This window comes from Variovorax paradoxus (assembly GCF_040544635.1).
GTDB classification, from domain to species: domain Bacteria; phylum Pseudomonadota; class Gammaproteobacteria; order Burkholderiales; family Burkholderiaceae_C; genus Variovorax; species Variovorax paradoxus_R.
This window is the reverse complement of record NZ_JBEPKJ010000009.1, coordinates 118,504-133,616: the sequence shown is the minus strand read 5'-3', so window position 1 is coordinate 133,616 and position 15,113 is coordinate 118,504. Positions and strand designations below refer to the sequence as shown.

Genomic DNA, 15,113 nt, shown 5'->3' with positions numbered 1-15,113 from the left:
TATTGCCTCTCGAACGGCTCCCATGACTCAAAACCAACTCGACAAGAAATCCGAAGCCTGGTCGGCCCTGTTCTCCGAACCCATGAGCGACCTCGTGAAGCGCTACACCGCCAGCGTGTTTTTCGACAAGCGCCTGTGGCAGGCGGACATCGAAGGTTCCCTGGCGCATGCCGGCATGCTGGCCGTCCAAGGCATCATCGCCAAGCAGGACCACGCCGAGATCGAACGTGGGATGGCGCAGATTCGCAGTGAAATCGAATCGGGCGCCTTCGAGTGGAAACTCGACCTGGAAGACGTGCACCTGAACATCGAGGCCCGCCTGACGCAACTGGTGGGCGACGCCGGCAAGCGCCTGCACACCGGCCGCAGCCGCAACGACCAGGTCGCCACCGACGTGCGCCTGTGGCTGCGCGGCGAAATCGACCTGATTGCCGAGCTGCTCGTCGCGCTGCAGGTTTCGCTGGTGGACATCGCCGAAAAGAACGTCGAGGTCATCCTGCCCGGCTTCACGCACCTGCAGGTGGCGCAGCCGGTGAGCTTCGGCCACCACATGCTGGCCTACGTGGAAATGTTCAGCCGCGACGCCGAGCGCCTGCAGGACGTGCGCAAGCGCGTCAACCGCCTGCCGCTGGGTGCCGCCGCACTGGCCGGCACCAGCTACCCGCTCGACCGCGAACTGGTCGCCAGAACGCTGAAGATGGACGGCGTGTGCCAGAACAGCCTGGACGCCGTGAGCGACCGCGACTTCGCCATCGAGTTCACCGCCGCCGCCAGCCTGTGCATGGTGCACATCAGCCGCATGAGCGAGGAACTCATTCTCTGGATGAGCCAGAACTTCGGCTTCATCCAGATCGCCGACCGCTTCACGACCGGCTCTTCGATCATGCCGCAGAAGAAGAACCCCGACGTGCCCGAGCTGGCGCGCGGCAAGACCGGCCGCGTGGTCGGCCACCTGATGGCGCTCATCACCCTGATGAAGGGCCAGCCGCTGGCCTACAACAAGGACAACCAGGAAGACAAGGAGCCGCTGTTCGACACCGTCGACACGCTGAAGGACACGCTGCGCATCTTTGCCGAGATGATCGGCGGCATCACCGTGAAGCCTGAGGCCATGGAAGCCGCCGCCCTGCGCGGCTACGCCACCGCCACCGACCTGGCCGACTACCTCGTGAAAAAGGGCCTGCCCTTCCGCGACGCGCACGAAACCGTGGCCCACGCCGTGAAGGCCGCCACCTCGCACAAGGTCGACCTCGCGGAGCTGCCGCTGGCCGTGCTGCAGCAGTTCAACCAGAACATCGAGAAGGACGTGTACGACGTGCTGAGCCTGCGCGGCTCGCTCAATGCGCGCAACATCCTCGGCGGCACCGCGCCCGCGCAGGTAAAAGCGCAAATCGCGCGCCATCGCGCCCGGCTGGCCTGACCGAAAGCCCCCTTGTTCTACGCCATTCCGCTCGAGAACAAACCGAGCTGGCGCAATCCACCGTGGATGACGGTGCTGCTGATCCTCGTGAACATGATCGTGTTCTGGGGGCCGCAGACCAGCGAGGAGAACGCGCGCGAACGCGCGGCCCACTACTACGTGAACAGCGTGCTGCCCGAGCTGGAACTGCCGCCTTTCGTGGAGTGGCTCGAAAAGACGGACCCCAAGCGCGGCAAGGCGGCGCGGCGCATGCTGCCGCACGAAGAAACCCATCCGCAGTTGCTGCAGGTCCTGCAGAACGACCGGAAGTTCCTGCAGAAGCTGCAAGCCGACGAGGTCGTCACGCCCGCGAACCCGCGCTACGGCGAATGGAAGCGCGACCGCCAGCAGTACGAGACGATGCTGCCCGCGCCCTTCACCACGCGCTGGGCGCAGGACTACGCCAACGGCGCGGCGTCCAAGCCCTGGACCTGGGTCACCGCCGCCTTCCTGCACGGCAGCACCAGCCACCTGCTGGGCAACATGCTGTTCCTCTTCCTGTTCGGCTTCTCGGTCGAGCTGGCACTGGGGCGCGGCACCTACCTGGCCTTCTACCTGCTGGGTGCCGTGGGCGCCTCCGCGCTGGCCGGCTGGGCCTATGCCGACCAGGTTAATCACGGCGTAGGCGCCTCGGGCGCCATCTCGGCGCTCATGGGCATGTACGCCGTGATGTACCGGCTGCGGCGCATCCGGTTCTTCTACCAGCTGTTCTTCTATTTCAACTACGTCACCGCACCGGCCCTGCTGCTGCTGCCGGCGTGGATTGCCAACGAGTTGCTCCAGCACGCGGTGGGCGGCCAGGGCATCGCCTACATGGCGCACCTGGGCGGTCTTCTGACCGGCGCGGCGCTGATGGCCGGCGCCATGATGCTGCATCGGGTGAAGACGCCGGAGGTCGTGGCCTCGGAGCAATCGAACGGCGACGAGGAGTTCAATGGCCATGTGGCCGCGGCACGCCGCCTGGGGGCCACCATGAAATTCGAGGCCGCCGCCGCCGAATGGCGCGCCGCCGCCGCTTTGCGCCCCGGCGACACCGACACGCTGCGCGCCTGGTTCAATACCGCGCGGCTGCAGCCCGCAAGCGAAGACTTTCACCAGGCCGCGCGCCGCATCTTCCGCCTGCCCGCCACCGACCCCGACACGCTGGCCCTGCAGCACGCCAGCTACACCACCTACCTCGACCAGGCCAAGCCCGGCGCCCGCCTGAAGCCCGACGACATGGCCCGCCTTGCGCGCCGCTTCACACGCGTGCGCCAGTTCCAGGACGCCGACAAGCTGTGCCGCGTGCTGCTGAAGACCGCGCCCGACCATCCCGAACTGGCCGATACGCTGTCGGCCTGTGCCAACGGATTGCTGCACGCCGGCGAGCGCGACATGGCCATGGGCTGGCTGCCGCATCTGCTGCGGCTCGCGCCCAACGACATGGTGACGCGCGCCCTCGAGCGCGCCTAGCTGCCGGCGGAAACTAGGCCGTGGGCCGCAGCAGCCAGCGCACTTCCTGCGTCTGCTCGCTGTCCGGAAAGCGCGATTCCAGCGTCTTCAGGATCGGCTGCGCCATGTCGGCGCGGCCGAGCCCCTGCACCAGCACCCTGGCCGCCAGTTCGTAGGCTTGCGGAATGGCCGCATGCCCGCGAAAGTGCCGGTCGAAGCCCGACAGCAGCGCGAGTGCGGCATGCGCATCGCCGTTGCGCCATTCGGCTTTTGCCAGCGTCACGACCGTGGGCGCGTCGTCGAGCGCAAAAGCCTTGTCCTTCTCGCGGCAGGCCCTGAAGACCTTGAGCGCCTCAGAGGCCAGGTCGCGCCGCAGCAGCAGCGGAATGTAGCGGCGCGCGTGATCGAGCAAGGTGGACGCCTTGTCGGGCATGAGCAGCAGCACGCGGTGGTAGCGGCGCTGCGCCGCCAGGTCGTCGGACGATGCCACGCGCTGCGCCTCGTAGGCCACGCCCAGCGCGCCGGCCACGTCGCCGTCGGTCACCAGCTGCGCCACTTCGGCATCGGTGCGCTGCGCGGCAATCTGCTCGGGCGTGCGGCGGTCCACCGGCGCGCCGTCGTCCACGCCGCCGCCGGGCAGCAGGTCGATGCCGAAGGCGTCATGGTGCTGGTACATCACGTAGCCGAGCAGACTGGCCATCACCCAACCGAAGTAGATGAAGGCGAAATTGGCAATCGGCAGCACGATGAGGCCGTCGATCATCGGCAGCAGCATGTCGATGGCAATCTGCGCGCCCGCGCTCAAGAGAAACAGGAAGAAGCACAGCAGCGCATAGGGCCAGCCGATGATGCGCATCGCATCCATCACGTGGCCGGGGTTCATGGCCTGGAAGAAGCTGCCCGACTGCACCAGCACGATCACCGCAGCGGGAAAGGTGAACGACACCACGAACACCGCGACAGTGCCCAGCACCGGCTCGTACCAGGCCAGCCAGCCGATCAGCGCGCCCTGCACCACCGAAATGGCAAACAGCTTCCACGGCAGGTTGACCCAGTCCTCATTCAGCTCGCGCGGAAAATCGGCCGAGCGCCAGATGCCCCGCGAACCGAGCGCGGTCACCTTGAAGCCGTAGCGGCTGGCCGCCAGCACGATGCCCAGTTCGATCACGATCAGCGACAGGCCGGGATGCAGAAAAGGAATGACCCCGAACAGCAGGCTGCAAAACGCAAGCACCAGGCCATACATGAACGGCCGCAGCTGGAACGGAAACGCGAAGAAGCTGTTGAGGCGGTGCCAGAAAGGCGGCGGGGGCGGCAGCGAGTCGTGAGCGAGCATGATGGCGACGCCTGCTTACTTGAAGAAATCGCTCTGGCTCATGGCACCGCGCCCACCGAGGCGCACCACCGTGACATCGTCGGCGCGCACCAGCCGCATCTGGCCCAGCTCGCGCTCCAGCCGCTGCGAGAAGCTGCTCTTGAACTGCATGGCGGCCTCGCCCATCTTCAGCACGCTGGTGCCTTCGACAGTCGCGCTCTTGCGGTCGCTCGCCACCTCGATGCTGTCGATGTGGTACTCGTACTCGATGGTGAGAATGCCGCCCATGCCCTCACCCACCACCTCGAACATCTTGAAAGACTTGCGGATGCCGTCGCAGGCCTGGTCGCGGTCGCTGGTGGTCTCCTGCGTGCGGCCCATCATGATGGTCTTGCTCTGGATGACGGCCTTCTTGCTGAGCTGCTTGCACAGCTTCTCCGCGTCGCGCGAGTAGATGGCGTGCGCCTCTTTCTCGTAGTACTTGCGCACCATGGACTCGTCGAGCTTGCGCCCACCGATGAAGAAGAACCACGCGCCCACGCAGAGCGCGACAACGATCGCTATTTGCTTCATTCCCCACCCGCACGCTTGTGCGCTCCGCTCCGATTTTGCGGGGCAGTATACGTTGCCGAATGTTTCCTGAGGGCGGCGAACGGGCTGGGAAGCGCTTAGATGGCGCGGTAGAAGATGTAGTCGGCCTGGTATTTCACAACCTGCTTCTGGCCCATGTTCGAGGCGCCGCAGGCCGCGGCCGGCGCCACGCCGCCCTGCGTCGACACGCGCTGGATATAGCTCACGCCCTGCATCGCACCCGTGCCCATGGAGGGGTTGGCCTTCACCAGCTGGTGCGGGATATTGCCGGTGCCGTTGGACGCGACCGCCACCTGCGTGGCCGTGACCTTGGAGCCATCCAGGCTCTCCCAGGTGGCGGGCGGGCCGTAGTACCTGCCGACCTGCTTGCCCGAACGGTTCATCAGCCTGGCGTCGGGGCCGACGAAGACCCATTCGTGCTGGCCGGGCATGCTGGCCTTGGCCCGGCATTCGTAGGTGATGTCGCCGGCGCCCACTGTCTCCATGGCCACCGCGTGGCCGGTTGGCACCTTTACCGCATCGGGCAGGCTGGCCTGGGAATACATCGGGGGCTTGGCGCCCATGCCGGAACAGGCGGCAAGGCCGGCGGCGGTGGCAAGGGTGGTCAGGATGCGGATGGTCATGGTCGGTTCCTTTTCTTCAGATGGGCTCGGTTTCGTGCGCTTCGACGGTCTCGCCTTCCTGTACGGCGGGCGTCGCCGAATGGATTCACGACCCCGCGGAATTGAATCCGCCCGCACGACCCGGCCGTACCTTTTTCATGCAGGCCAATGCCCCACAATCCGCGAATGACAGCACCCAGCCCCGACGACGAACTGATCGCGCTGATCGATCGAATCGGTCGCCGCGACGAAGCCGCGCTGCGCCTGCTCTACGAGCGGACGGCACCCAAGCTCATGGGCCTGGCGATGCGGGTGGTACGGCAGCGCGAATGGGCCGAGGACGTGCTGCAGGAGTCTTTCATGACGGTCTGGCGCGCGGCCGGCGACTACCGCGGCACGCTGAGTCCGCCGCTCGCCTGGCTGGGCCTGATCGTTCGCAGCCGCTCGCTCGACCTGCTGCGCCGCCGCACCGCCGACCGCGCCCAGCTCACCCAGGAGTTCGACGAGCTGATGGCCGAAACGCTCGAATCCGATGCGCCCAACCCCGCCGATACGGCCGACGCCAGCGAGCAGGCCTGGGCGCTACACCAGTGCCTGAGCCAGCTCGAGGCCCGCCAGCGCGAGGTCGTGAGCCTGGCCTACCTGCGCGAGCTGAGCCATGGCGAACTGGCCGAGCAGCTCAAGCTGCCGCTGGGCACAGTCAAGACCTGGATCCGGCGCGGCCTGGAAAAGCTGCGCCTCTGCATGGGACGCTTCGCGTAGTGGCGATGACAAAGGCCGCACTTCCATGAACCTCATCGCCCACCCCGAACTGCTCGAGCTGCTGGCCGCGAGCCATGCGCTCGGCACGCTGCGCGGCGGCGCCCGACGGCGTTTTGAAACCCTGGCGCGCGAGCAGGCGCCGGTGCGCGCCGCGGCGCTGGTCTGGCAGAGCCGGCTCGCAAGCATGACCGAGCTGCAAAGCCCGGTCGCTCCCGACGCCGCGGTGTGGACCCGCATCCGCAACATGATCGATGCCGAGCAGTCGCAGCACGCCATCGAGCGGCAGCGCGGCGACGCCAATGCCGCGGCCAGGCCGCAGGGCGGCTGGCTGCGCAGCCTGGCGCTCTGGCGCGGCGCCGCCGCGGCCGGTGCGCTCGCCACCGTCATGGCGATCGTGGTCGGACTGAACCTGCGCGACCAATTGCAGAATGCGCCGGTCATCCAGTACGTCGCCGTGTTGTCCGACGACAAGGCCGCCGCCTCGATGCTCGTGACCTTCGACCCCAAGAAGCGGCTGCTGGTGCTGCAGCGCGTGGGCAGCTACAGCGAAGGCGCCGACAGATCGCTGCAGCTCTGGGCCCTGCCCCCCGGGGGGGCGCCGCGCTCGCTCGGCGTGCTCGACAACGCACCGGCGCTGCGGCTGACTGCGTCAGAATCCGATGTTCGCGTACCCGCGCTGGCGATCAGCCTCGAGCCCAAGGGGGGCGTACCCAGCGAGCGCGGCCCCACCGGCCCCGTGCTGTTCAAGGGTGCGCTGATTGAAAAAACGATCTGACTTGCGTTCCGTCTTTCCAATGCCTTCGATGATGAAAACCGCGCTGGCCGCGGCTCTGCTGCTGACAGCGGCACTCGCCACGCATGCCCAGAACCACAACGTCGTCCTGCCCTACGAGTCGCTGGACAGCACGGCGGTGGATGCTTCCACCTCCTCCGAATACCTTGCGGCCAAGGCGCGCTGGCACAACGAGCTCGCGGCCTTCTCCCGGGCCGACCAACAGCAGTTTCCGCCGCCCGGCGGCGTGGTGTTCGTGGGCAGTTCCACCGTGCGCATGTGGAAGAGCCTCGCGCAGGATTTCCGCCAGGTGCCTGGCATCATCGTCAACCGCGGCTTCGGCGGCTCGACCATGGCCGACTGCAGCCTGTTCGCGCGCGACCTGGTGGTGCGCTACAAGCCGCGGCAGGTGCTGGTGTACGCCGGCGACAACGACCTGGCCGAAGGCCGCACGCCGCTGCAGGTGCTCGAAAGCTTTGCGCGTTTTGCCAACACCGTGCGCGCCGAGCTGCCGAACACGCGCATCAGCTTCATCTCGGTCAAGCCGAGCCCCTCGCGCGAGCACCTGCTGCCGCTGGTGCGCGAAACCAATAACGTGATCGCGGCCTACCTCAACCGGCTGCCCGACAGCGAATACATCGACATCTTCACGCCCATGCTCGGCGCCGACGGCCGGCCACGGCCGGAACTGTTTCGAGGCGACAGGCTGCACATGACGGACGAGGGCTACCGGCTCTGGCAGTCGGTCATCGCGACGCGCCTGCCGGGGGCTGTAGCGGCGGCCGCCCCGATCGCCCCGATACCGGTTCCGGCAACCGCCCCGGCGGCTTCGCTGCCCTGAGCGGACTCAGGCCCGCGCAGGCTCGGTCGGCACATCGTCCGCCGGCGGCGGCACATCGGCCCCGCGCGTGAACCGCGCCACCGCATACATGCCGGCAAAAACCGCGAGCAACAGCAGGCCATCGCCCCACCAGGGCCGGGCGGTCTGGCTGTCGCCGTAGAAAGCCAGCACCAGCAGCACCGCCACCAGGTGCGCGCAGAACACCGGCAGCGAAGCCGCGCCCATGGCCTCGAGCCAGTGCAGGCGCGGAATCTTGCGCATGAACCACGGCCCGAAGCGCACCGCCAGGATGCCCAGCGCCACCAGGTTCACGAGGCGCAGCGGCCCCAGCTGCCATTTGTCGAACAGCAGGTTCAGCTCCACGTCCCCGCCGAACGGGGCCTGGCCGTTGATGCCATGGTGGCGCCACCAGAAGCCATAAAGCGCAATGGCCAGCGCGGGCATCCACAGCCAGACCGGAAAGCGCATCGGCCGCGCATCGGGCAGGTTGCGGCTCGCACCGATGCACAGTCCCGCAAACCAGAGGAATTGCCAGGCGTAGCTGTTGAAGGCGCCCATTTCATGGAACGGCACCGGAATGCCCAGGTAGCGCACGGCCAGGGCATAGATCCATTCGCTGATGCCGAACTGCGCCATGGCCCACACGGCGACGCTGGCGGCCATGATCAGCGTCCAACCGTGGCGCATGGCGAAGGCCAGCACCCAGGGGCTCATCAACATGAAGAAGATGTACATGGGCAGGATGTCGAGCAGCGCCGGTTCGTAGATCAGCAGCAGCCCGAACAGGAAACCGTCGCGCGGCTCCGCAAGGTAATACGACACCAGGTTCTTCACCGCCGGCTGGTCGATGTGCAGCCCCAGCGCGGCAATCACCGTGAACAGAAACAGCAGGATCGCCGCCTGGCACAGGTACACCTTGAGCACGCGCCGCCAGAAGGCCTGGCGCATGGAATCGACGCCGCGCACGTAGCCGATGCGGCTGTAGACCAAACCGGCCACGAAAGCCGACAGCAGCACGAACCCTTCCGCCGCCGAAACGAAGCCGAAGGGCTGGCCCAGCGGATCGGTCAGCCGCGTCGGCAAATGGGTGACGGTCATCAGCACGAGCATCAGCCCGCGCAAGGCGTCTATTTCCCAGTAGCGTTTCATCGGTCGGCGGCGAGGTCTTGGTGGCGGTCTGCGCGGCGCACGCACGACAGTGCCGATTGTATGAAGACCGCCGAGGCATATGACTCTTGGCACTGCCGAACCGCCTTTCAAATCGGCTACGCTGCGCGGTGCTTCAAGGCGGAGAAAAAAATTGAAAAAAACCATTCCAGCGTTGCTTCTGGCCGGCAGCGCTTTTTTTGCCGGCCCGGGCCATGCCCTGCAGATCACCAGCCTGACGCCGCAAGGCGAAGTGGCGCGCGTGCGCCAGATCGTCGCCAAGTTCGATCAGGCCGCCGTCAATTTCGGCGACCCGAAGGCACCCGCGCCGCTCACGGTGAGCTGCACCGACGCCCGTGCGGGCAAGGGAACGGGCCGCTGGACCGATGCCAAGCAATGGGTCTTCGACTTCGAGAACGACCTGCCGCCCGGCGTGCGCTGCACCGTCACGCGAATCTCCACCTTCAAGCCGAGTGCCGGCGGTGAACTGACCGGCCCGGAGCGCTATCAATTCAATAGCGGCGGCCCGTTCGTGCGCAATTTCATGCCCGGAAGCTACGGGCGAATCGACGAGCAGCAGATGTTCGTGCTCGAGCTCAACGGCGCGGCCACTGTGGAAAGCGTGCGCCAGAACATCTGGTGCGCGGCCGACGGCATCGGCGAGCGCATTCCCGTCAGGCTGCTCGAAGGCGAGCAACGCGCCGGCCTCCTCAAGGCTTTTGGCCGCGACCAGGAGGCCGCGAAAGAGCCGCTGCGCTTCATTGCGCTGCAGTGCAACCGCACGCTCACGCCCGGCAGCAAGGTGCAGATCGTCTACGGCAAGGGCGTGGCCACGCCTTCGGGTGTGGCCAACAACGTGGAGCGCCGCCTGAGCTTCCAGGTGCGCGAGCCGTTTGCGGTGTCTTTCACTTGCGAACGCGAGAACGCACAGGCCGCCTGTCTGCCGCTGCGGCCGATGCAGCTGCAGTTCAATGCGCCGGTCACCCGCAAGATGGCTTCGCAGATCCAGCTCAAGGGCGCCGGCAAATCGATTGCCGCCACGCTCGAGAACGACGGCGGCACGCCGAGCGAAGACGACGTCGTCAGCTCCGCGAGCTTCGGCCCGCCGCTTGCCGAAGACACCAGGTACACGGTCGAGCTGCCCGCCAAGTTCGAAGACGCATCGGGCCGGCCGCTGGCCTCGCCCGGCACTTTTCCGCTGAAGGTCGCCACCGGCGCCATGCCGCCGCTGGCCAAGTTTGCCGCCTCGCCTTTCGGCGTGGTCGAGCGGCTGGCCGAACCCGGCACGCCGGCCATGATGCCGGTGACCGTGCGCCGCGTGGAACCCGCACTCATGGTGCAGGCGCTGACGCCCGGCAAGGTCAGCGACATGAATCCGAAGACCGACGCGGAAATCATCGCGTGGTTCCGCAAGGTGCGCCGCTACGACGAGTACACGGTGAGCCGCGAGCAGGCGCGCAAGGACATCAAGGGCGCGCTGCCCGCAGTCATCGAGACCAACGAGCGCACCCGCATCCAGACCCGCATGCTGTCTCTTCTGGCGGGCCAGCCCGGCGTGAAGGCGCTCGACATGCCCAAGGCAGAGAGCGGCGATCCGCGCCCCTTCGAGGTCATCGGCATTCCGCTGACGCCCGGTTTCCACGTGCTCGAAATTGCATCGCAGAAGCTCGGCGACGCGCTGCTCGACGAGCGCTACGGCGCAAGCCGCACGATGTACGTGCGCACCACCGCGCTGGCCACCAACCTGGCCGTGCATTTCAAGCTCGGCCGCGAGAACTCGATGGCCTGGGTCACCACGCTCGACAAGGGCAAGGTGGTGCCCAACGCCGAAGTCCGCGTGTCCGATTGCCGCGGCACCGCCGTCGCAACCGGCAAGACCGACGCCAACGGCATCGTCAACCTGACGGGCATCGCGCCCGACGCACCGAGCTGCAACGGGCCTGACGAATACAACACGGGCGCGTGGTTCGTCAGCGCGCGCGCCAAGGACGACAAGGGCATTGAAGACCTGGCTTTCACCTGGAGCGACTGGCAGCGCGGCATCGAGCCCTGGCGCTTCAACGTGCCCACCAGCCTGCAGGCCGACCCCGACCGCGTGGCCCACACCATCTTCGACCGCACGCTGCTGCGCGCCGGCGAAACGGTGTCGATGAAGCACCTGATCCGCACCCAGACCAGCAAGGGTTTCGGCCTGCCCGAAAACCGGCCGGACACGCTGGTGGTGACCCACACCGGCAGCGGCCAGCGCTTTACGCAGCCCCTTGCCTGGCGCAAGACGCCGACCGGCGGCCTGAGTGCGGAAAACACCTTTGCCATTCCGCCGGCCGCCAAGCTCGGCGTGTACGAGGTCATGCTGCGTACCGGCAAGGGCAAGGACGCCAACAGCGGCGAATCCGATGGCGAGGGTGGCGAGGGCGGCGACAGCGACTACAACCGCAGCTTCTCCACCGGCCTGTTCCGCGTCGAGGAGTTCCGCCTGCCCGTGCTCGAAGGCCGCATTGCGCCCACCGACAAGAAACCGCTGGTGAGCGTGGCCTCGGTGCCGGCCGACGTGCAGATCAACTACGTGGCCGGCGGCGGCGCCGCCAACCTGCCGGTGCGCGTGTCGGCCATGGTGCGCGGCAAGAGCCTGAGCTTTGCCGACCATGACGCCTTCAGCTTCAACCCGCCGCGCGTGCAGGCCGACGGTGCGCAGGCGGCCACGCCCGCCGCCGATGCCGCAGGCGGCGAGGAAGACATCAACAGCGCCAGCGACACCCGCGTGATCGCCGACAAGCTGCCGCTCACGCTCAACAAGGACGGCGCCGGCAAGGTCACGATCGACAAGGTGCCCAAGGTCAAGGCCGCGCGCGAGCTGTTGCTCGAAGCCACCTACGCCGATCCGAACGGCGAGGTGCAGACCATCCGCAGCACGCAGACGCTGTGGCCCGCCTCGGTCATTGCCGGCATCAAGACCGAGGGCTGGGTTTCGACCAGCCAGAAGCTCAAGTACCAGGCGCTTGCGCTCGACCTTTCGGGCAAGCCCCAGGCCGGCGTGACGCTCAACGTGCGCGCGGTGGCGCGCATCACCACCACCAGCCGCAAGCGCATGGTGGGCGGTTTCTACACCTACGACAACAAGACCGATACCAAGGACATCGGCACCGTCTGCAGCGGCAAGAGCGACGCACGCGGCCTGCTGCTGTGCGAATCCGAGCTGAAGGAAGCCGGCGAAGTCGAGCTGGTGGCCAGCGCCACCGACAGCGAAGGCCGCGACAGCCGCGCCGCCAGCTCGGTGTACGTGACCAAGCAGGGCGAACTCTGGTTCGGCGGCGAGGACAACGACCGCATCGACGTGCTGCCCGAGAAGAAGAGCTACCAGCCCGGCGAAATCGCCAAGTTCCAGGTGCGCAGCCCGTTCCGCTTTGCCACCGCGCTGGTGTCCGTTGAACGCGAAGGCATCATCGAAACCCACGTGGTGCAGCTCAACGGCAAGGACCCGACCGTGAGCCTGCAGGTCAAGCCCGAGTGGGGACCGAACGCCTACGTGAGCGTGCTCGCCCTGCGCGGCCGCCTGCGCGAAGTGCCGTGGTACAGCTTCTTCACCTGGGGCTTCAAGGCACCGCGCGAGTGGTGGACCGCCTTCTGGTACGAAGGCAAGGAATACGTCGCGCCCACCGCAATGGTCGACCTGAGCAAGCCCGCCTACCGCCTGGGCATGGCCGAGATCCGCGTCGGCACGCGCGCGCACCAGATCGACGTGACGGTGACCAGCGACAAGCCCAGCTACCCCGTGCGCGGCAAGGCGCAGATCACCATCTCGGCCAAGCTGCCCGACGGCAAGCCCGCGGCCGGCGCCGAAGTGGCCCTGGCCGCGGTCGACCAGGCGTTGCTGGAGCTGATGCCCAACGACAGCTGGAACCTGCTCAACGCCATGCTGCAGCGGCGCAGCTGGGGCGTCTCCACCTCCACCGCGCAGATGGAAATCGTCGGACGGCGCCACTACGGGCGCAAGGCCGTGCCCGCGGGCGGCGGCGGCGGCAAGGGCCAGACGCGCGAACTGCTCGACACCCTGTTGCTGTGGAACCCGAAGGTGGTGCTCGATGCCAACGGCCAGGCCGTGGTGACGGTGCCGCTCAACGACGCGCTCACCACCTTCAAGATCGTGGCCGTGGCCGATTCGGGCACCAGCCTCTTCGGCACGGGCCAGGCCAGCATCCAGGCCACGCAAGACCTGCAGATCATCAGCGGCCTGCCGCCGCTGGTGCGCGAGGACGACCAGTTCCGCGCCCAGATCACGCTCCGCAACACGACGCAGAAGCCGATGAAGGTGGAAGCCACGCCGCGCGCCACGCTGCTCACGCTGGAGACGCAGACGGTGGACATTCCGGCCGGTGAGGCACGTGAAGTGGCATGGACCGTGACCGCTCCCGCGCAGCTTGCGCAAACGCGCGCCGAAGCCATCCTGTGGGAGATCGAAGCCAAGGACACACTGGGCGGCGCACGCGATGCGCTCAAGGTTCGCCAACGCATCGTGCCCTCTGTGCCTCTCACGGTGCAGCAGGCCACGCTGGTGCAGCTCGACGGGCCCTTCACCATCGACGTGGCACCGCCCGCCGATGCCCTGCCCGGCCGCGGCGGCCTCAAGCTCGCCTTGCAGCCCAAGCTCGCCGAAGGCCTGCCCGGCGTGCGCGACTGGTTTGCGAACTACCCGTTCATCTGCCTCGAACAGAAGACCAGCAAATCGGTCGGCCTGCGCGACGCGAAGATGTGGCAAGGCGTGCTGGCCCAGCTGCCGACCTACCTGGACAGCGACGGCTTGGCCAACTACTTTCCGCCGCGCGACGGCGAAGCCAATCGCGGCAGCGACATTCTCACGTCGTACCTGCTGGCGGCAACGCACGAGGCCGCGGCGCTGAACCCCGCCTTCGCGCTGCCTGACGACGTGCGCGCGCCGATGGAGTCGGGCCTCGTCGCTTTTGTCGAAGGCCGCATCCAGCGCGAGTTCTGGAGCCCGCGCAAGGACCTGGACGTGCGCAAGCTTGCCGCGCTCGAAGCCCTGTCGCGCTACGGCACGGCCAAGGGCAGCATGCTCGGCAGCATCACCATCGCGCCGAACCAGTGGCCCACCAGCGCCGTGATCGACTGGCTCAACATCCTCAAGCGCGTGCAGGACGTGCCGCAGCGCCAGCAGCGGCTGGACGAGGCCAACAACGTGCTGAAGGCGCGCCTCTCGTACCAGGGCACCAAGCTCATCTTCAGCACCGAACAGGACGACTACTGGTGGTGGCTCATGACCAACGGCGACGTCAACACCGCGCGGCTGCTGCTCAGCGTGATGGACGACCCGGCGTGGAAGGACGACATCGGCAAGCTTGCCAACGGCTTCATCGGCCGCCAGCAGAACGGCGCCTGGCACACCACCACCGCCAACCTGTGGGGCGGGCTCGCGCTCGAGAAGTTCTCCAAGGTGTTCGAAAGCACGCCGGTGGCCGGCGTCACCGCCGCCACGCTCGGCGCAGCCAAAGCCCAAGTCGACTGGAGCAAGGTCGAGCGCGTGAAGACCACCGATGCGGCCGGCGCGCCCAACCAGAGCACCTTCTTCGGCGCTCCCGCCTCGCCGGGCAACCTGAAGAACAACACCATGTTCCTGCCCTGGGCGGCGTCGCCTTCCGGCGCGCCGGTGCGCGACACACTGCTGGTCACGCAGCAAGGCACCGGCAAGCCGTGGCTCACGATGCAGTCGATTGCCGCCGTGCAATTGAAGGCGCCGTTCGCCGCCGGCTATGCGCTCAAGAAGACCATCACGCCCGTCGAGCAAGCCACCGCGGGCAAGTACACGCGCGGCGACGTGCTGCGCGTGACCATCGAGGTGAACGCCAGCGCCGACATGACCTGGGTCGTGATCAGCGACCCGATTCCCGGCGGCGCCACCATCCTGGGCACCGGCCTGGGCCGCGATTCGCAGATTGCCACGCAGGGCGAGAAGAAGTCGGGCGCCGGCTGGCCGGCTTTCGAAGAGCGCAGCTTCGAAGCCTTCCGCAGCTACTACGAGTACCTGCCCAAGGGCGTGGTGAAGATGGAATACACCGTACGGCTCAACAACGTCGGCGACTTCGCGCTGCCTCCGAGCCGCGTCGAAGCGATGTATGCGCCGGAGATGTTCGGCGAAACGCCGAATGCGCGGGTGAAGGTAGAAGCGGCGAAGTAGGCGC

Annotated in this window: 10 protein-coding genes; 6 read left to right on the top strand and 4 right to left on the bottom strand. The window is 67.2% G+C overall.

The window, feature by feature from the left end; genetic code table 11:
• Positions 1 to 22 precede the first annotated feature (22 nt).
• Positions 23 to 1,420: an argininosuccinate lyase gene (gene argH, locus ABIC94_RS16520; RefSeq protein WP_354374085.1), complete on the top strand. Its 1,398-nt coding sequence runs from the start codon at positions 23 to 25 to the stop codon at positions 1,418 to 1,420.
• Positions 1,421 to 1,432: 12 nt separating this feature from the next.
• The gene (locus tag ABIC94_RS16515; protein ID WP_354374084.1) at positions 1,433 to 2,911 is read left to right on the top strand and encodes a rhomboid family intramembrane serine protease; all 1,479 of its coding nucleotides are present in this window, start codon (positions 1,433 to 1,435) and stop codon (positions 2,909 to 2,911) included.
• 13 nt (positions 2,912 to 2,924) lie between these two features.
• On the opposite strand, the gene ABIC94_RS16510 is transcribed toward ABIC94_RS16515, so the two are convergent.
• From ABIC94_RS16510 to ABIC94_RS16500, 3 genes are all read right to left on the bottom strand, one after another.
• Positions 2,925 to 4,226, bottom strand: coding sequence for a tetratricopeptide repeat protein (locus ABIC94_RS16510; RefSeq protein ID WP_354374083.1), 1,302 nt, complete (start codon positions 4,224 to 4,226; stop codon positions 2,925 to 2,927).
• 15 nt (positions 4,227 to 4,241) lie between these two features.
• Entirely contained in the window at positions 4,242 to 4,778 is a 537-nt protein-coding gene (locus ABIC94_RS16505; RefSeq protein ID WP_354374082.1) for a hypothetical protein, read from the bottom strand.
• A gap of 95 nt (positions 4,779 to 4,873) precedes the next feature.
• The gene (locus ABIC94_RS16500) at positions 4,874 to 5,419 is read right to left on the bottom strand and encodes a DUF3455 domain-containing protein (RefSeq protein WP_354374081.1); all 546 of its coding nucleotides are present in this window, start codon (positions 5,417 to 5,419) and stop codon (positions 4,874 to 4,876) included.
• A gap of 147 nt (positions 5,420 to 5,566) precedes the next feature.
• On the opposite strand from ABIC94_RS16500, the gene ABIC94_RS16495 reads away from it, so the two are divergent.
• The 3 genes from ABIC94_RS16495 to ABIC94_RS16485 are packed head-to-tail and all read left to right on the top strand — an operon-like array spanning position 5,567 to position 7,773.
• A complete protein-coding gene (locus tag ABIC94_RS16495) occupies positions 5,567 to 6,160 on the top strand; it encodes an RNA polymerase sigma factor (RefSeq protein WP_436318031.1) in 594 nt (197 codons plus the stop codon).
• Between the two features lie 25 nt (positions 6,161 to 6,185).
• The gene (locus tag ABIC94_RS16490; protein ID WP_354374079.1) at positions 6,186 to 6,935 is read left to right on the top strand and encodes an anti-sigma factor; all 750 of its coding nucleotides are present in this window, start codon (positions 6,186 to 6,188) and stop codon (positions 6,933 to 6,935) included.
• A gap of 31 nt (positions 6,936 to 6,966) precedes the next feature.
• Positions 6,967 to 7,773: an SGNH/GDSL hydrolase family protein gene (locus ABIC94_RS16485; RefSeq protein WP_354374218.1), complete on the top strand. Its 807-nt coding sequence runs from the start codon at positions 6,967 to 6,969 to the stop codon at positions 7,771 to 7,773.
• 6 nt (positions 7,774 to 7,779) lie between these two features.
• Here the strand turns inward: ABIC94_RS16485 and opgC are convergent, their stop codons facing one another.
• Positions 7,780 to 8,922 (bottom strand): OpgC domain-containing protein, encoded by a 1,143-nt coding sequence (gene opgC, locus ABIC94_RS16480; protein WP_354374078.1) that lies wholly within the window; start codon positions 8,920 to 8,922, stop codon positions 7,780 to 7,782.
• A gap of 151 nt (positions 8,923 to 9,073) precedes the next feature.
• Between opgC and ABIC94_RS16475 the strand changes: the two genes are divergently transcribed.
• On the top strand, positions 9,074 to 15,109 hold the full coding sequence (locus ABIC94_RS16475) for an alpha-2-macroglobulin family protein (protein WP_354374077.1): 6,036 nt from the start codon (positions 9,074 to 9,076) through the stop codon (positions 15,107 to 15,109).
• Positions 15,110 to 15,113 lie beyond the last annotated feature (4 nt).

What these genes read in the sequence shown, in the direction of transcription:
- argH (WP_354374085.1), top strand. Translation starts at nt 23, where the DNA reads ATGACTCAAAACCAACTCGACAAGAAATCCGAAGCCTGGTCGGCCCTG.
- ABIC94_RS16510 (WP_354374083.1), bottom strand. Translation starts at nt 4,226, where the DNA reads ATGCTCGCTCACGACTCGCTGCCGCCCCCGCCGCCTTTCTGGCACCGC.
- ABIC94_RS16505 (WP_354374082.1), bottom strand. Translation starts at nt 4,778, where the DNA reads ATGAAGCAAATAGCGATCGTTGTCGCGCTCTGCGTGGGCGCGTGGTTC.
- ABIC94_RS16500 (WP_354374081.1), bottom strand. Translation starts at nt 5,419, where the DNA reads ATGACCATCCGCATCCTGACCACCCTTGCCACCGCCGCCGGCCTTGCC.
- ABIC94_RS16495 (WP_436318031.1), top strand. Translation starts at nt 5,567, where the DNA reads ATGCCCCACAATCCGCGAATGACAGCACCCAGCCCCGACGACGAACTG.
- ABIC94_RS16490 (WP_354374079.1), top strand. Translation starts at nt 6,186, where the DNA reads ATGAACCTCATCGCCCACCCCGAACTGCTCGAGCTGCTGGCCGCGAGC.
- ABIC94_RS16485 (WP_354374218.1), top strand. Translation starts at nt 6,967, where the DNA reads ATGAAAACCGCGCTGGCCGCGGCTCTGCTGCTGACAGCGGCACTCGCC.
- opgC (WP_354374078.1), bottom strand. Translation starts at nt 8,922, where the DNA reads ATGAAACGCTACTGGGAAATAGACGCCTTGCGCGGGCTGATGCTCGTG.